This is a genomic window from Variovorax defluvii (genome assembly GCF_039541515.1).
Lineage (GTDB): Bacteria > Pseudomonadota > Gammaproteobacteria > Burkholderiales > Burkholderiaceae_C > Variovorax > Variovorax defluvii.
Genome location: NZ_BAABGJ010000022.1, coordinates 1 through 16,120, shown reverse-complemented (window position 1 = coordinate 16,120; position 16,120 = coordinate 1). Strand labels below are relative to the sequence as shown.

Here is a 16,120-nt window from a genome sequence, read left to right as displayed (position 1 = left end):
TTTCTTTGGTTACTTTCTTTGGCGAGACAAAGAAAGTAACTCGCCCGCCGGGGCGAATTCCCGGCTCCTGCGCCAAACAACCAACAAGGCCAAAACAAAGCCCCCAGTGGCAAGCCACCCCAAGAACAACCCCCAACCAAAGGCCGCCCAGAGCCCCCACCCCCTCCCAACCCGAGAAGAAGCAATACAAGGAGCCCTCATGAGCGCAGCCCAATGGCGCCGTGCCATGCGCTCCCCCCCCACCACCGGCGCCCAGCCGCGCACACTCGCGTCCGTCCCCGCCATCGCCGTGCCCCCCGAGCCCCGGTCGCCAGCCCCCCGCGACTGGTTGCCCGCCCTGCGCCGCACCATCCGCGCGCGCCACCTCGTCGTCATCGCAGCGCTCCTGGTCTTCCCCTTCATCGCCACCCCCTTCATCACCTTCCAGGTCGCCGCCCAATCCCTCGTCCTGGGCCTGGTCGCCCTTTCCCTCACCTTCCTCGCCGGCTACGGCGGCATGGTCTCCCTGGCACAGATGACGGTCGCCGGCATCGCCGGCTATGCCCTGGCCATCCTGGGCACCAGCAGCAGCGGCGCCGACATCGCCCTGCGCTGGCCCTGGTGGGTCGCCGTCCCTTTCGCCCTCTTCATCGCCACCCTCTGCGCGACGCTGATCGGCTGGCTCTCGGTCCGCACCGAGGGCATCTACACCATCATGATCACGCTGGCGATCGGCGTGGCCTTCTACTACCTGGTGCTGCAGAACTACAGCGTCTTCAACGGCTTCCAGGGCCTGCGCGAGGTCTATCCGCCGAAGGTGTTCGGCCTCGACTGGCGCGCCCCGGTGCCCTTCTACTTCCTCTGCCTGGCCTGCGCGATGGCGGGCTACTGCCTCGTGAAGTGGGTGGTGCGCGCGCCCTTCGGCATCGCGCTGCAGGGCATCCGCGACAACCCGCGGCGCATGGCGGCGCTGGGCTACCACGTGGTCGCGCACCGCGTCGCGGCCTATGCGCTGGCGGGGCTGCTGGCCGCGGTCGGCGGCGTGCTGCTGGTCTGGTACAACGGGCTGATCACGCCGGGCTCGGTCAGCACCTCCTGGCTCATCAACATCCTCGTCGTCGCCGTGCTGGGCGGCATGCGTCACCCGATCGGCGCCTTCCTCGGCGCGATCCTCTTCGTGCTGCTGCAGACCTTCGCGATCGACCTGATCGACCGCGAGCGCTTCAACCTGCTGATCGGCGGCATCTTCTTCGCGATCGTCCTGTTTTCCCCCGACGGCCTGCTCGGCCTGTGGGCGGCGCTGCGCGTCCGCCTCGGTTCGAGGCGAGGCTTGACTTCCAACCAAAGGAGACAACCGTGAACGTGAACATGAAGCGACTCTGGGTTCGTTCGATGTTGGGTGCGGCCGCGCTGGCGGCGATGGCGGGCGGCAGTGCGTGGGCACAACAGGGCCAGCCGGTCAAGATCGGCCTGCTCGCCACGCTGGAAGGCCCCTTCGCGGCCGGCGGCGCGGACGGCATGCGCGGCGCGGAACTGGCGGTCAAGCAGCGCGGCGGGATGGTGGCCGGCCGCAAGATCGAGATCATCAAGGCCAGCTCCGACGCCAAGCCGGACGTGGCCGTCAACGCCACGCGCAAGCTGGTCGAACAGGACAAGGTGGACATCATGGTGGGCCCGCTGTCCGGCGGCGAGGGCATCGCGGTCAAGGACTATTCGAAGACGCAGCCGCAGGTGACCTTCATCAACGGCGCATCGGGCGCGCAAGGCACCACGCTGGACAGCCCGAGCCCGAACTTCTACCGCTTCAACACCGAGGGCGCGCAGTGGATGGTGGGCCTGGGCAAGGCGGCCATCGCCAAGGGCTACAAGAAGGTGATGGTGATCGCGGAGGACTACGCCTTCCCCTACTCGCAGGTGCAGGGCTTCATGACCGAGTTCTGCAAGGCCGGCGGCAAGGTGCCGGAAAAGGCCTGGGTGCCGCTGGGCGGAAAGGACTATTCGTCCGTCATCGCCAAGATCCCGAAGGACGTGGACGCGCTGCTGGTGGTGCTCGGCGGCGCCGACGCGGTGAACTTCCTCACGCAGTACGAGAACGCCGGCGGCGACAAGCCGATGCTGGGCGGCTCGATCACCGTCAGCCAGGACGTGCTGAACTACAAGGGCAAGCGCCGCGACTCGCTGGTGGGCACGCTGTCGGCCGGTCCCCTGGCCGATGCCTACGACGGCGCGGACTGGAAGGCCTTCGTCGCCGACTACCAGAAGACCTACCCGGTCTCGGCCGGCGGCTTCCCGAGCCCGAGCCTGTTCGCCTACGTGTACTACGTGAACATGAAGGCGGCGCTGGACGGGCTGGACGCGGTGAAGGGCGACCTCTCCGGCAACCAGGCCAAGTACCGCGAGGCGCTGCAGAAGATGACGCTCAAGACGCCGACCGGCGACGTGAAGCTCGACGGCAACCGCCAGGCGATCGGCACCACCTTCGTGACCGAGGTGGTGAAGGACGACAAGGGCAACCTCTTCAACAAGGTGCACAGCAAGATCGACAACGTCGACCAGTTGCTGGGCATGAAGAAGGAAGAGTTCAAGATCGGCTCGCGGGACGTTCCGTCTTGCCCATGAAATGTTGCCCTCCCCCAGGCTCCCCCACTTCGTGGGGTCCGCCGACCCCCTACCCAGCGGCCCGGCAAAGCCGGTTCCGCGGGTGCTCCCGAAGGGACCGGCTTCGCGGCCTACGTGACTGAAAGGAGAACGGCAATGGCTTCGGTCAGCACCTTGCGCGCCGCCACCGCCGCGCCCGCACGGGCCGCGGCGGCCGCGGGTGCGCATGCGCCGCTCGCCTCCAGCGACGCGCTGGTGCTCAGCGGGGTGACGCGCGCCTTCGGTGCGCTGCGTGCGGTCGACGGGGTGTCGCTGTCGGTCGCCGCCGGCGAGAAGTACGCCATCCTCGGCTCCAACGGCGCGGGCAAGACCACGCTGTTCAACACCATCACCGGCGATTTCCCGCCGACCGCCGGCCGCATTCACTTCTTCGGGGAGGACATCACCGCGCTGCCGCCCTACGACCGCATCCGCAAGGGCCTGCGGCGCACCTACCAGTCCTCGCTGCTGTTCCGCGAGCTGACGGTGCGCGACAACCTGTTCCTTGCGGTGCGCGGCGTGGCCAACGGGCGCTTCGGCTTCCTGCGCGCGGGCGCGTCGCATCCGTCGACGCTGGCCACGCAGGATCTGCTGGAACGCACGCGGCTGGCCCATCTCGCGCAGGAGCGTGTCGCCAACCTGGCGCACGGCCAGCAGCGGCAGCTGGAGATCGGCATGGCGCTGGCCGGCGCGCCGCGCCTGATCCTGTTCGACGAGCCGGCCGCGGGCCTGTCGCCGGCCGAACGGCGCGAGCTGGTGGCGCTGCTGCGCTCGCTGCCGGCCCACTTGAGCTTCGTGCTGATCGAGCACGATCTGGACATCGCCCTGCGCGTGACCGAGAAAGTCACGGTCATGCACAACGGCCGCACCCTGCGCACCGGCACGCCCGGAGAGATCGAGAACGACGCGCAGGTGCAGGCCATCTACATGGGGAGCCGGCACTGATGGCCTGGCGGCGCCGCACCGCAAACAATCCGCCCGCGGCCGTGGCGGCGGGCGGTGGCGGCCCGGTGCTGTCCGTCGAGTCGCTGGACGTCTACTACGGCCGCGCCCATGCGCTGCAGGGAGTGAGCCTCACGCTCGAGACCGGCGTGCTCGGCATCGTGGGGCGCAACGGCATGGGCAAGACCACGCTGTGCAATGCCATCACCGGCCTGGTGCCGGCGCGCGGCAGCATCCGGCTGGCGGGCGAGGAGATCCTGGGCCTGCCGCCGCACGAGATCACGCGCCGCGGCATCGCCTATGTGCCGCAGGGCCGGCGCGTGTGGCCCTCGCTCACCGTCGACGAAACCCTGCGCCTGGTGGCCGGCCACCGGCGCGAGCTGGAGCGCATCTACGCCATGTTCCCGCGCCTGGCCGAGCGCCGCGGGCACGGCGGCGCGCAGCTCTCGGGCGGCGAGCAGCAGATGCTGGCCATCGGCCGCGCCCTGCTGCTGGACCCGCGCCTGCTGGTGATGGACGAGCCCACCGAGGGCCTGGCGCCGGTGATCGTGGAGCAGGTCGCGCACTCTCTGCGCACGCTCGCGGCCGAGGGCCGCATCGCGGTGCTGCTGATCGAGCAGAACCTCGGCGTGGCGATGTCGGTGGCCGACCGCATCGGCGTGATGGTCAACGGCCGCATCGCGCAGCAGATGCCGGCCGCCCAGCTCGCGGCCGACCTGGCGCTGCAGGAGCGGCTGCTCGGGGTGCGGTCGAATGGCCATGACGAAGCGACAGCACCGCTGGCCGCGGCAGGGGGCGCCGAGCCCGCGCCGACCCAGGTCTTCACGGTGCGCCGCGCCCATGCCGATGGGGCGCCCACGATGGACGCGCTCGCGCCGCGCACCGTGCGTGGTTTCACGCGCTGGAATGCGGGTGCCGCGGCCGCCCCGGTGAACGACATACCGCGCGCGGCGGCGGCGGTCTCGCCCTCCCCCCCACCGCCCCCCGCTCCCGCGAGCGGGAGAGGGAGCCAGGGCGGGGCGGATCGGCCGGCCGCGCAGCTGTTCGACTTCCCGGTCGCGGCCGGCAGCACCCGCGCCGCCTACGTGGCCGGCACCTTCGACACCAAGGCGCGCGAGCTCTTCTTCCTGCGCCAGTGCCTGGAGCGCCTGGGCCTGCGGGTGGTGACGGTGGACCTCGCGACCTCCGGCAAGCCCTCGCCGGCCAGCGTGCACCCGCGCGAGGTGGCGCGCCACCATCCGCAGGGCGAATCGGCGGTGTTCAGCGGCGACCGCGGCAGCGCCACCACCGCGATGGCACAGGCTTTCGAAGCCTTCCTGTGCACCCGGCGCGACCTGGGCGGCTTGATTTCCGCCGGCGGCTCCGGTGGCACCTCGATGGCCACGCAGGGCATGCGCGCGCTGCCGATCGGCGTGCCCAAGGTGATGGTCTCGACCATGGCCAGCGGCGACACCCGGCCCTACGTGGGGCCGAGCGACATCTGCATGATGTACTCGGTCACCGACGTGCAGGGCATCCACCGCATCAGCGAGCAGGTGCTGTCGAATGCGGCCCACGCGCTGGCGGGGATGATCGCGCACCCGCCGGTGGTCTCCGAGGTGCGCAAGGCCGCGCTCGGGCTCACCATGTTCGGCGTCACCACGCCCTGCGTGCAGGCGGTGACCAAGCGCCTGGAGGCGGACTACGACTGCCTGGTCTTCCACGCCACCGGCGTGGGCGGCCAGTCGATGGAAAAGCTCGCCGATTCGGGCCTGCTGGCCGGCGTGATCGACGCTTCCACCACGGAAATCGCGGACGAGATCGGCGGCGGCGTGCTGTCGGCGGGGCCGGCGCGGCTGGACGTGTTCGCGCGCCATGCGCTGCCCTATGTGGGCTCCTGCGGCGCGCTCGACATGATCAACTTCGGCGCCTGGGACAGCGTGCCCGAGCGCTTCCGCGCGCGCCGGCTGTACCGCCACAACCCGACCGTGACGCTGATGCGCACCACGCCCGACGAGTGCCGGGCCATCGGCGCCTTCCTCGCCGCCAAGCTCAACGCCATGCGCGGACCGCTGCGCTTCCTGATTCCCGAGGGCGGCGTCTCGGCCATCGACCGGCCGGGACAGCCCTTCCACGACCCCGAGGCCGACCGCGCCCTGTTCGAGGCCATCGAGCAGAACTTCCGGCCCGGCGCCGGGCGGCGCCTGCAGCGCCTGCCCCTGCACATCAACGACGAGGCCTTCGCCGAGGCCCTGGTCGCGGCCTGGCGCGAGATCGCCGCGGCCGCGCCCCCTGCCCGGCAGCGCGCCTGAAGAGGGAGACGACGACATGGCACGCATCCCACGCAGCACCTTGCTCGAACGCTTCCGCGCCAAGATCGCGGCCGGCCGGCCGCTCATCGGCGGCGGCGCCGGTACCGGCCTGTCGGCCAAGTGCGAGGAGGCCGGCGGCATCGACCTGATCGTGATCTACAACTCCGGCCGCTACCGCATGGCCGGGCGCGGCTCGCTGGCCGGCCTGCTGGCCTACGGCAATGCCAACGAGATCGTCTGCGAAATGGCGCGCGAGGTGCTGCCGGTGGTGAAGCACGCGCCGGTGCTGGCCGGGGTGAACGGGACCGACCCCTTCATGATCCCGGACGAGTTCCTGCGCCGGCTGGTGTCGCTGGGCTTTTCCGGCGTGCAGAACTTCCCCACCGTGGGCCTGATCGACGGCACTTTCCGCGCCAACCTGGAAGAGACCGGCATGGGCTACGCGCTCGAGGTGGAGCTGATCGCGCGCGCCCGCGCCTTCGACCTGCTGACCACGCCCTACGTCTTCTGCGAGGCGGACGCACGCGCCATGGCCGCGGCCGGCGCCGACATCGTGGTCTGCCACCTGGGCCTGACCACGGGCGGCACCATCGGCGCCGGCACCGCGCTCACGCTGGAGGACTGCGTTCCGCGCATCAATGCCTGGGCCGCGGCGGCCCACGCCGTGAACCCGGAGGCCATCGTGCTGTGCCACGGCGGCCCCATCGCCACGCCGGAAGACGCGCAATGGGTACTGGCCCGCTGCCCGTCCTGCCACGGCTTCTACGGCGCCAGTTCGATGGAGCGCCTGCCCACCGAGGCAGCGCTGACCGAGACCACGCGCCGCTTCGTCGGCATCACGCGATAAGAGGAGACGACGTCCATGTCCGGTGCTCAATTCGGTAGTTTCATCCTGGGGCTGATCGTGGTCGCGGTCGTGGTCGCGCTGGCGGTCTGGCTGCTGCACTGGCTGTACCTGCGCAGTTCGAAGGAACGGGCCTTCGTGCGCACCGGCCTGGGTGGGCAGAAGGTGGTGCTGGACGGCGGCGCCTTCGTGCTGCCGATCGTGCACGACGTGATCCCGGTCAACATGAACACGCTGCGGCTCGAGGTCAGCCGTGGCCGCGACAAGGCGCTCATCACCAAGGACCGCATGCGCGTGGACGTGATCGCCGAGTTCTACGTGCGCGTCGCCACCCGGCCGGAGGCGGTGGCCGCGGCCGCGCAGACCCTGGGCCTGCGCACCATGGAGCCGGAACAGCTCAAGGAGCTGGTGGAGGGCAAGTTCGTCGACGCCCTGCGCACGGCCGCGGCCGAAATGACCATGGAGGAACTGCACGAGAAGCGCGGCGCCTACGTGCGCCGAGTGCGTGAATCCGTGGCCGAGGACCTGACCAAGAATGGGCTGGAGCTGGAGGCCGCCTCGCTCACCCAGCTCGACCAGACCGCGATGGAGTTCTTCAACCCCAGCAACGCCTTCGACGCCGAGGGCCTGACGCGGCTGACCGAGCAGATCGAGCACCGCAAGAAACAGCGCAACGACGTGGAGCAGGACACGCTGATCGCGATCCGCAACAAGAACCTGGAAGCCGAGAAGCTCTCCCTGGAGATCGACCGCGAGAGCGAGCATGCGCGCCTGGCGCAGCAGCGCGAGGTGGAAGTCGCGCGCGCCCGGCAGCGCGCCGAGCTGGCGGCCGAACGTGCGCAGCGCGAGCAGGATGCGGAGGGCGCGCAGATCGCGGCGAAGCAGAGCATCGACGCGGCCCGCATCCGCGCCGAGCAGACCATCGAGGAGGAGCGCATCTCGAAGGAGCGCGCCATCCAGGGCGCCGAGATCGAACGACGCCTTTCGCTGGAGCTGGCCGAGCAGCAGCGCGCCATCGCCGTGGCGCGCGAGAGCAAGGCCCAGAGCGAGGCCCAGGCCGAGGCCGAAGCCGCGCGCGCCGAGGCCGTGGCGGCCGAGGAGAAGGTGTTCACCGCGCGCGAAGTGGAGATGGCCGAGCGCAAGAAGGCGATCGAGCTGATCGCCGCGGCCCAGGTGGCCGAGCGCGACGCATTGCGCCTCACGGCCGCGGCCCAGGCCGAGAAGGACGCCAGCGCGGACCGCGGCGCCGCCCTGCGCGCGCAGGCCGAGGCGGATGCCGATGCCGAGAAGATCCGCTCCATGGCGATGCGCGTGCGCGCCGAGATCGAGGCCGAGGCGCAGCGCATGATGAACGAGGCGCACAACATGCTTTCGCCCGAGGCCCGCATGTCGGCCCTGCGCATGAAGCTGGTGGAGAAGGCCGAGGCCATCATCCGCGAATCGGTGCGGCCGATGGAGCGCATCGAGGGCATCAAGATCCTGCACGTGGACGGGCTGGGCGGCGGCGGCGGTGGCAGCGTGCCCAATGGCGAGGCGCACGGCGGCTTCGCCGACGGCCTGGTCAATTCGGCGCTGCGCTACCGCGCCCAGGCGCCGCTGGTGGACCAGTTGCTGCGCGAGATCGGCATCGAGGGCGGCGACATCCAGCGCCTGGCGGGCGAGGCCAGCGGCGCACAGGCCGCCCTGCCCTCCGGCGGCGCGAAGAAGAAGGAATAGCGCATGGTGCAGGTCTACGTCTCCAGCGTGATCGACGCCGGCGCGGACAACGTGTGGTCGCGCATCCGCGACTTCAACGGCCTGCCGCAGTGGCATCCGCAGATCGCCGACAGCCGCATCGAGAACGGCCAGCCGGCCGACCGCGTGGGCTGCATCCGCCAGTTCCACACGCAGGGCGGCGGGACGATCCGCGAGAAGCTGCTGGCGCTGTCGGATTACGAGTACAGCTGCACCTACGAAATCCTGGAAAGCCCGATGGGCGTGTCGAACTACGTGGCCACGCTCAAGCTCACCCCCGTGACGGATGGGGGGCGCTGCTTCGCCGAATGGAGCGCGGAGTTCGAATGCGCGGAGGGGCGCGAAGGCGAGCTGGCCGAAACCATCGGGCAAGGCGTGTTCCAGGCCGGCTTCGATGCACTGAAGCGCCACTTCGGAAGCCGCTGATGAACTGCAGCCCCCAGGCTCATCACTGCGTGTATTCGCTGCCCCCCGAGGGGGCTGAGTGCCGCGGCTCCGAGCCTGCCAGTGCAGGCTCGGACGGCACGAAGAGCCGTCGCGTCTCGCGACGGCGCGACCTGCAAGGTCAGGCCTCCCTTGGGGCGGCCCGGCGGGAGGCCTGATGCAAAGGGTCGTGCGCTCGACCATCATCGACGCGCCCATCGAGCGCGTCTGGGCCGTGCTGCGCGACTTCAACAGCCACGACCAGTGGCACGCGGTGGTGGAGACCAGCCGCATCGAGGGCGGCGAACGCAGCGACCAGGTCGGCTGCGTGCGCAGCTTCACGCTGCGCGACGGCAACCGCATCCGCGAGCAGCTGCTGACCCTTTCGGACACCGAGCACCGCAGCACCTACTGCATCGTGGAGGCCACCGTGCCGCTGCAACGCTACGTGGCCACCGTCACGCTGAAGCCGGTGACCGACGGCAACCGCACCTTCTGGCACTGGGAGTCCACCTTCGCCACGCCGCCCGGGCAGGAACGCGAACTGCGCGAGATGGTGGCGCGCGACGTGTACGAGGCGGGCTTCGAGAACCTGCGGCAGCATCTGCGGCAAGGCGGCGACCTGCGCACGCCCGGGCAGGCCGGACCGATGCCCTCCGCCCTTGCGTTGCCGACACGTCGCGTGGTGGTCGATCGCCATGGCAATCCCGAGGTGCTGCGCCTCGAAGACGCGGAAGCGCCGGCACCGCGCGAAGGCGAGGTGCGTATCCATCAACGGGCCGTCGGCGTGAACTTCATCGATGTCTACCTTCGGCGCGGCTGGGTCCCCGCGCCGCTGCCGCTGGTGCCCGGCATGGAAGCGGCGGGCAGCGTGCTCGACGTGGGAGCGCAGGTGGCCGGACTGCTGCCCGGCGACCGCGTCGCCTACCTGGGCCCGGTGCCGGGCGCCTACTGCGGCGTGCGCTGCGTGCCGGCCGGATGGGTGGTGCGGCTGCCCGCCGCCATCGAGGACGAGACCGCCGCCGCGCTGCTGCTCAAGGGCATCACCGCCGACTACCTGTTGCGCGACCTGGGCCAGGTGCGGCGCGGCACGCGCCTGCTGGTGCATGCCGCGGCCGGCGGCGTGGGCCTGCTGCTGTGCGCCTGGGCGCGGCGACTCGGCGCGACCGTGCTCGGCACCGTGTCGAGCGAGGAGAAGGCCCGCGTGGCGCGCGAGCATGGCTGCGAGCACGTGATCGTCACGCGCGACTACCGCTTCGCCGATGCGGTGCAGCGCCTGTGCGGCGGCGTGGACGTGCTGGTCGACGGCCTGGGCGACGCGGCCCGCGACGAGAACCTCGCGGCCCTGGCGCGGCGCGGCCACTGGATCAGCCTGGGCCAGGCCAGCGGACCGCTCGCGGCGCTGGCGCCTGATGCGCTTGTCGCCAAGTCGCTGAGCTTCTCGCGGCCAGTGGTGTTCGACTACGTCGCGACGCCGGCCCAGCTCGCCGAGCGCGCGCAGCGCGTTTGGGATGCGCTGGGCGATGGCAGCATCCGGCTGCCGCCCATCGAGCGCCATTCACTCGAATCGGCAGCGCGGGCCCATGAGCGCCTGGAATCGCGCGCCACGCTCGGCGCGCTGGTGCTGCTGCCCTGAGTGAGCCGCCTGACGCCCTTGATCCGCCTTTGAACGAACCCGAGGAGCCATCCCATGATCGTCGGCATGAACCACTTCACCGTGACCGCGGAGGACGAGCAGGAGACCCTGAACTTCTACACCGGCCTGCTCGGCCTGCGGGTCGGCCCGCGGCCGGAGCTCGGTTTTCCCGGCGCCTGGCTCTACGGCGACGGACCGCAGGCCCTGGTGCACCTGTACTTCGGCCGGCCGGTGCCGGCGCAGCGCACGGGCGTGATCGACCACATGGCCTTCACCGCGCGCGACCTGCGGGCGGTGAAGGCGCGCTTCGATGCGCGCGGGGTGAAGTACGAACTGCGGCAACAGGCGGGGGCCGGAACCTGGCAGCTGTTCTGCCATGACCCGAACGGGGCGAAGGTGGAGCTAGATTTCGATGCGGCGGAGCAGCCTTGAGGCAGGACGCTGCCGCCAGCGTCGGTCTCTGCGACCTATGAAGCCGGCTTGCTGGTGGAGGGCACGCTCCAAGGCAGCCACGAAGCCCATCGCCGCCTGCTCGGCGTTCTCGCTCGCCGGGTCAACCGATCATCAGCTCCAGATCGGCCGCCAGCTCCTCGGGTGCCGGCATCTCCTCCAGGCTGTCGGCCGGCAGCCCCAGGGCCTTCAGGACCTCCGCCGGGCGGGCCGCACCGGAAGCCACGGCGCCGTCGCGGTCCAGCGCCATGCGCCAGACGCCCAGGTGGAGCAGGCCCGCCAGCGGATCGAAGGACGGCCTGTCCAGCGGACGGGCGAAGGCGCCCAGCGCGGTCACGTATTCCTCGGAAAAGTCCCAGCGCGACGCCAGCCTGGCGCTCACGTCGCCATAGTGGAAGCCGAAGGCCTGCTCCTCGGCCGCGAAGCGGCGCATCGAATCGAAGGTAGAAGCCGCGTTGACTGCGGCGACTTCATCGGGTCGGACCATGGCCATGATCAGGTGGCCGATGGCGTACATGCTGCCGACGGTGAAGGCCAGGTTCGGGTCGACCGAGCGGCCCAGCCCGGCCAGGTGGCGGGCCACGGAGGCCACGCGCAGGCTGTGGCGCCAGAAGCCCGGCAGGTTGACGTGTGGCACCTTCTGGAAGGTGCCCGTGAGATTGGCGCTGATCACCAGCGTGCGGATGGCGGACAGCCCGAGCATCCGGATCGCCTCTTCCATGGAGGACACCTTCCGGCGCAGCCCGTAGAAGGGCGAGTTCGCCAGGCGCAGCATGCGGGCCGTGAGGACCTGGTCGGCCTCGATCTTGCGGGCCACCTGCGACAGGGAGGCGTTTTCGTTGGCCAGCACCTCGATCAGGTCGCGGACCACCTTGGGCACGGTGGGGAGGGTATGGTTCTGTGCGAACAGCTGTTCGACGTCTGCGGCTGGCATGTTGGGCGGACCCGGAAGAGTGGGATGGCGGTGTAGGCGATTGTCTTACATGCAGCGGAGCCGACGGCGCCGGGCACGGTGGCCCGGCGGCATATCCGTGCTATCGGCCGTCTTTCCGATTTCTTGAGGGCGGCGTCCATCCCGGCCCGCGCCCCGCCACCGCCGGGTCGATCAGGGCGAGACGTAGTCCGACACGACCTTCCACTTGCCGTCGACGATCTGCGACAGCCGCGACTGGTCGTTGCCCAGGCGCTTGGTGGCGGTGAAGGTCATCTTCGGCGCGCCGAACATGTCAGGCTCGAAGGTCATGCTGTCCATCGCCTTGACGAAGCTGTCTGTCGTGAGGTTGGGCCCGGCCTTCTGCGCGGCCTTGATGAAGTCGTCGATGATCGTGTACCCGTAGACCGAGAACACGGTCGGGTCCTCGTTGAACTTGGTCTTGTACTTGTTGGCCCAGAAGCGGATCGCCTGCGAGGCCTCGTCCAGGTAGGGATTCTGCGCACTGTGGGTGGCATAGATCCCGTCCATGGCCTTGCCGCCGAGCTTGTGGATCAGGTCGGTATAGGCCGCGCTGGAGCCCAGGAAGACCGGGTTGAAGCCGGTCTTGCGCGCCTCGCCCACCGTGCCGATGGTCTCCCGGATGATGGTACCGAGCACCACCAGGTCGCAGTTGGCGGCCTTCATCTTCGCGACCTGGGAGGAAAAGTCGGTGGCGCCGCGTTTGTACGAGGTCTTCTCGGCGAGCTCCATGCCCACCGTCTTCAGGCCGGCCTCGGCCCCGCGCTGCACCTCCAGGCCGAACTCGTCGTCCTGGTAGATGGTGCAGACCTTCTTGGCATTCTTGTCCTTGATCATCTTCGGCAGAGCCAGGCGCATCTGGTCGTAGTAAGTGGCGGCGAAGGAGTACTTGAGCCGGTGATGCGGCTCGTACATCTCTCTGGCCGCAGTGATCGGGAAGAAATTCACCACGTTCTTCTCGAACTGCACTGGCATCGCCGCCATGTTCTGGGCCGTGCCGATGTGGCCGGCCATGATGAAGATCTTGTCCTGGTTGACCAGCTTCTGCGCCGCCAGCACGGCCTTCTTGGGGTCGTAGCCCGAGTCTTCGACCAGCAGCTTGAGCTTGCGGCCGTTCACGTCGCCCTGCTCGTTGAGCTCGTCCACGCGCAGCTGCATGCCGTTGCGCGCCTGCTTGCCGTAGCCGGCCAGCGGACCGGAGAGGTCCTGGATGGTGCCGATGCGGATCTCGTCCTTGGTGACACCCTGCTGCGCGAACGCGCCCGACCCGGCGAGCGCCACCGCAGCGACTGTCCATCGAATGCCTGCCTTCTTCATTGCCCATCTCCTTCGTTGTGGATCGGATCATTCGGGGAACACCCCGCAGCCGCCTTGGCCGGGCCGGCTAATACATGGCGTCGATGCGTTCGGCGTACTTGGCCTGCACCAGCTTGCGCTTGAGCTTCATGGTGGGCGTGAGCTCCTCGTCCTCTGCGGAGAGTTGGGTCTCCAGGAGGAAGAACTTCTTGATCTGCTCGACGCGCGCGAACTTCGCGTTGACGCGGTCGATCTCGCCCTGGATCAGGTCCAGCACTTGCGGCGCGCGCGTGAGGCTCTGGTAGTTGCTGAAGGGCACGTCGTGGTCCTGCGCGAATTTCTCGACGTTCTCCTGATCGATCATGATGATCACCGTGAGGTAGGGCCTGGCGTCGCCGATCACCACGGCGTCCGTGATGTAGGGGCTGAACTTGAGCTCGTTTTCCAGCTCGCTCGGGGTGATGTTCTTGCCCCCTGCCGTGATGATGATGTCCTTCATCCGGTCGGTAATGCGGAAATACCCGTCCTCGTCCATGGCGCCCACGTCGCCGGTGTGCAGCCAGCCTTCGGGGTCGATCGCCTCGGCCGTCTTCTCGGGCAGGTTGAGGTAGCCCATGAAGACGTTGGTGCCGCGCACCAGGATCTCGCCGGTGGCGGGATCGACACGCACCTCGTTGTATCCGGCGGCCGGGCCGATGGAGCCGGGCTTGATGCGCCCGGCCGGCATGCCGGTGGCGGCGCCGCAGGTTTCGGTCATGCCCCAGACCTCCAGCATGGGCACGCCCAGGGCCAGGTACCACCTGATCAGCTCGGGCGAAATCGGCGCCGCACCGGTGACCAGGAAGCGCGCGCGGTGGATGCCGATGAACTTGCGCACGTTGTCCAGCGCCAGCCAGCGCGCGAGCATGAACTTCAGGCGCAGGGCCGCGCCCACCGGCTGCCCCGCCAGCACGCGCTCGGCAATGGCGCCGCCCACGCCGATGGCCCAGCCGTAGGCGGCCTGCTGCAGGCGGCTCGCCTCCTTGAGCGCGATCATCACGCCGGAGTAGAACTTCTCCCACACGCGCGGCACGGCGGTGAAGACGGTCGGCGCGATCTCGCGCACGTTCTCGGGGACCGTCTCGGGGTTCTCGACGAAGTTGAGGATGGCGCCGGTGTACAGGGAGAAGTACTCGCCGCCCAGGCGCTCGGCGATGTGGCACAGGGGCAGGAAGCACATGCGCTCGTCGTGCTCGTCCTGGGCGACCAGGGTGTTGTAGCCGCGCACGGTGTGGACCAGGCCGCGGTGGCAGTGCATGGCGCCCTTGGGCTTGCCCGTGGTGCCGGACGTGTAGACGAGGATGGCCAGGTCGTCCGGCCGGCAGCCGGCGATGCGCTGCTCCAGCTCCTGCGCATGGCCCTGCAGGTGCTCGCGGCCGAGGGCGCGCAAGGCGTCGAGGCTGATCACGCCGGGGTCGTCCAGCTCCCGCAGTCCCTTCATGTCGAAGACGACGATCCGGCGCAGGTCCGGCAGCGCGGCGCGCACTTCGAGTGCCTTGTCGAGCTGCTCGTCGTCCTCGACGAAGAGGATGGTGCTGCGCGAGTCCTCGCACAGGTACTGCAGCTGCGAGGCGGCATCGGTCGGGTAGATGCCGTTGGCCACGCCGCCGCAGCTGAGCACCGCGAGGTCGGCCAGCACCCATTCGACGACGGTGTTGGCGAGGATGGAAGCGCACTCGCCCGGTGCGAAGTCGAGCGCCATGAGACCGCCGGCGATCTCGCGCACCGCCTCGGCGGTCTGGCGCCAGGTCCAGCTGCGCCAGATGCCGAACGCCTTCTGCCGCATCCAGACGTGGTCGGCGCGGGCGGCGGCGGCGTTCCAGAAGATGGCCGGGAGGGTCTCGCCGGCGATGACGATGCCGGTGCGGGGCCGGATGTGCTCGATGTCCCAGAGTCCGCGGGCGGCCATGGTGCTCACCTCCAGGTCTTCTTCTTTTTCCAGCGGCGTTCGCCGCGCACGCCTTCGTCCTTGAGGCCGAGGTAGAACTCCTTGATGTCCTCCTTTTCGCGAAGGCGCTCGCAGGTGTCTTCCATGACGATGCGGCCGTTCTCCAGCACGTAGCCGTAGTCGGCGGCGTTGAGCGCCATGTTGGCGTTCTGCTCGACCAGCAGGATGGTGGTGCCGCGCTCGCGGTTGATGCGCACCACGATCTCGAAGATCTCGCGGGTGAGCTTGGGGGAGAGGCCGAGGCTGGGCTCGTCGAGCAGGATCAGCTTGGGGGCCGCCATGATGGCGCGGGAGATGGCCAGCATCTGCTGCTGGCCGCCGGAGAGCAGGCCGGCGTGCTGCGTGGCTCGCTCGCGGAGGATGGGGAAGTAGCCGTAGACCGTTTCCATGTCGCGGGCGACGCCGTCGCGGTCCTGGCGGGTGTAGGCGCCCATGAGGAGGTTGTCCTTGACCGACAGCAAAGGGAAAACTTCTCGGCCTTCGGGGACGTGGCACAGACCCTGCTGGACGATGTGCGCCGGGTCCTTGGCGGTGATGTTGCGGCCCTCGAATTCGATGCTGCCCTTGCGAGGGTCGATGATGCCGGAGATGGTTTTCAGGATGGTGGTCTTGCCGGCGCCGTTGGAGCCCAGGACGGTGGCGATCTCGGCTCGGCGCACTTTGAGGCTGACTCCGCGGATGGCTTTGATGGGACCGTAGGCGCTTTCGACGTTGAGCAATTGGAGGACGGAGTCGTCGGTCATTGGCCTGCTTCCTTGTCTTGCTCGGTCTTGGTCTGGGAGAGGGTTGGGGTGAGGGCTCTGGGCCTTTGCTTTGGCGTTGTTCTTGTTGTGGGTTGGACTTGGCGTTCGGGGCTTTGTTTTGGCCTTGCTGGTTGGGTGGCGCAGGAGCCGGGAATTCGCCCCGGCGGGCGAGTTACTTTCTTTGTCTCGCCAAAGAAAGTAACCAA

General features: G+C 69.2%; 13 protein-coding genes and 1 pseudogene. 10 read left to right on the top strand and 4 right to left on the bottom strand.

The annotated features are described in order from the left end of the window. The first annotated feature begins 199 nt into the window (after positions 1 to 199). From ABEA07_RS13350 to ABEA07_RS13305, 10 genes and pseudogenes are all read left to right on the top strand, one after another. Positions 200 to 1,339 (top strand): branched-chain amino acid ABC transporter permease, encoded by a 1,140-nt coding sequence (locus tag ABEA07_RS13350; protein ID WP_345538398.1) that lies wholly within the window; start codon positions 200 to 202, stop codon positions 1,337 to 1,339. Next, entirely contained in the window at positions 1,336 to 2,598 is a 1,263-nt protein-coding gene (locus tag ABEA07_RS13345; protein WP_345538397.1) for an ABC transporter substrate-binding protein, read from the top strand. The genes ABEA07_RS13350 and ABEA07_RS13345 overlap by 4 nt, the downstream gene beginning before the upstream one ends. Positions 2,599 to 2,733: 135 nt before the next feature. Further along, positions 2,734 to 3,561 carry an ABC transporter ATP-binding protein gene (locus ABEA07_RS13340; protein WP_345538396.1) on the top strand — a complete coding sequence of 276 codons (828 nt, stop codon included), beginning with the start codon at positions 2,734 to 2,736 and terminating at the stop codon, positions 3,559 to 3,561. Beyond that, positions 3,561 to 4,304: pseudogene (locus tag ABEA07_RS13335) on the top strand (ABC transporter ATP-binding protein); the annotation flags it as partial. The gene ABEA07_RS13340 and the pseudogene ABEA07_RS13335, both read left to right, overlap by 1 nt. A 294-nt stretch (positions 4,305 to 4,598) precedes the next feature. After that, a complete protein-coding gene (locus ABEA07_RS13330) occupies positions 4,599 to 5,849 on the top strand; it encodes a Tm-1-like ATP-binding domain-containing protein (protein WP_345538400.1) in 1,251 nt (416 codons plus the stop codon). Positions 5,850 to 5,865: 16 nt separating this feature from the next. Next, positions 5,866 to 6,696 carry a phosphoenolpyruvate hydrolase family protein gene (locus tag ABEA07_RS13325; protein ID WP_345538395.1) on the top strand — a complete coding sequence of 277 codons (831 nt, stop codon included), beginning with the start codon at positions 5,866 to 5,868 and terminating at the stop codon, positions 6,694 to 6,696. A gap of 15 nt (positions 6,697 to 6,711) precedes the next feature. Beyond that, positions 6,712 to 8,409 (top strand): flotillin family protein, encoded by a 1,698-nt coding sequence (locus ABEA07_RS13320; RefSeq protein ID WP_345538393.1) that lies wholly within the window; start codon positions 6,712 to 6,714, stop codon positions 8,407 to 8,409. Positions 8,410 to 8,412: 3 nt separating this feature from the next. Then, positions 8,413 to 8,853, top strand: a complete 441-nt coding sequence (locus ABEA07_RS13315) for an SRPBCC family protein (RefSeq protein WP_345538392.1) — start codon at positions 8,413 to 8,415, stop codon at positions 8,851 to 8,853. Between the two features lie 175 nt (positions 8,854 to 9,028). Then, positions 9,029 to 10,486 carry an SRPBCC family protein gene (locus ABEA07_RS13310; RefSeq protein WP_345538391.1) on the top strand — a complete coding sequence of 486 codons (1,458 nt, stop codon included), beginning with the start codon at positions 9,029 to 9,031 and terminating at the stop codon, positions 10,484 to 10,486. Positions 10,487 to 10,540: 54 nt separating this feature from the next. Next, positions 10,541 to 10,918 carry a VOC family protein gene (locus tag ABEA07_RS13305; protein WP_345538390.1) on the top strand — a complete coding sequence of 126 codons (378 nt, stop codon included), beginning with the start codon at positions 10,541 to 10,543 and terminating at the stop codon, positions 10,916 to 10,918. Between the two features lie 121 nt (positions 10,919 to 11,039). On the opposite strand, the gene ABEA07_RS13300 is transcribed toward ABEA07_RS13305, so the two are convergent. The 4 genes from ABEA07_RS13300 to ABEA07_RS13285 all read right to left on the bottom strand — a co-directional run bounded on the left by ABEA07_RS13300 (position 11,040) and on the right by ABEA07_RS13285 (position 15,914). Next, a complete protein-coding gene (locus ABEA07_RS13300) occupies positions 11,040 to 11,870 on the bottom strand; it encodes an HDOD domain-containing protein (RefSeq protein WP_345538389.1) in 831 nt (276 codons plus the stop codon). A 171-nt stretch (positions 11,871 to 12,041) separates the two neighbouring features. Continuing rightward, positions 12,042 to 13,205 (bottom strand): ABC transporter substrate-binding protein, encoded by a 1,164-nt coding sequence (locus tag ABEA07_RS13295; protein ID WP_345538387.1) that lies wholly within the window; start codon positions 13,203 to 13,205, stop codon positions 12,042 to 12,044. A 67-nt stretch (positions 13,206 to 13,272) separates the two neighbouring features. After that, positions 13,273 to 15,132 carry an AMP-dependent synthetase/ligase gene (locus tag ABEA07_RS13290; RefSeq protein ID WP_345538399.1) on the bottom strand — a complete coding sequence of 620 codons (1,860 nt, stop codon included), beginning with the start codon at positions 15,130 to 15,132 and terminating at the stop codon, positions 13,273 to 13,275. Positions 15,133 to 15,137: 5 nt separating this feature from the next. Continuing rightward, entirely contained in the window at positions 15,138 to 15,914 is a 777-nt protein-coding gene (locus ABEA07_RS13285; protein WP_345538386.1) for an ABC transporter ATP-binding protein, read from the bottom strand. Positions 15,915 to 16,120 lie beyond the last annotated feature (206 nt).

What these genes read in the sequence shown, in the direction of transcription:
- ABEA07_RS13350 (WP_345538398.1), top strand. Translation starts at nt 200, where the DNA reads ATGAGCGCAGCCCAATGGCGCCGTGCCATGCGCTCCCCCCCCACCACC.
- ABEA07_RS13340 (WP_345538396.1), top strand. Translation starts at nt 2,734, where the DNA reads ATGGCTTCGGTCAGCACCTTGCGCGCCGCCACCGCCGCGCCCGCACGG.
- ABEA07_RS13325 (WP_345538395.1), top strand. Translation starts at nt 5,866, where the DNA reads ATGGCACGCATCCCACGCAGCACCTTGCTCGAACGCTTCCGCGCCAAG.
- ABEA07_RS13320 (WP_345538393.1), top strand. Translation starts at nt 6,712, where the DNA reads ATGTCCGGTGCTCAATTCGGTAGTTTCATCCTGGGGCTGATCGTGGTC.
- ABEA07_RS13315 (WP_345538392.1), top strand. Translation starts at nt 8,413, where the DNA reads ATGGTGCAGGTCTACGTCTCCAGCGTGATCGACGCCGGCGCGGACAAC.
- ABEA07_RS13310 (WP_345538391.1), top strand. Translation starts at nt 9,029, where the DNA reads ATGCAAAGGGTCGTGCGCTCGACCATCATCGACGCGCCCATCGAGCGC.
- ABEA07_RS13305 (WP_345538390.1), top strand. Translation starts at nt 10,541, where the DNA reads ATGATCGTCGGCATGAACCACTTCACCGTGACCGCGGAGGACGAGCAG.
- ABEA07_RS13300 (WP_345538389.1), bottom strand. Translation starts at nt 11,870, where the DNA reads ATGCCAGCCGCAGACGTCGAACAGCTGTTCGCACAGAACCATACCCTC.
- ABEA07_RS13295 (WP_345538387.1), bottom strand. Translation starts at nt 13,205, where the DNA reads ATGAAGAAGGCAGGCATTCGATGGACAGTCGCTGCGGTGGCGCTCGCC.
- ABEA07_RS13290 (WP_345538399.1), bottom strand. Translation starts at nt 15,132, where the DNA reads ATGGCCGCCCGCGGACTCTGGGACATCGAGCACATCCGGCCCCGCACC.
- ABEA07_RS13285 (WP_345538386.1), bottom strand. Translation starts at nt 15,914, where the DNA reads ATGACCGACGACTCCGTCCTCCAATTGCTCAACGTCGAAAGCGCCTAC.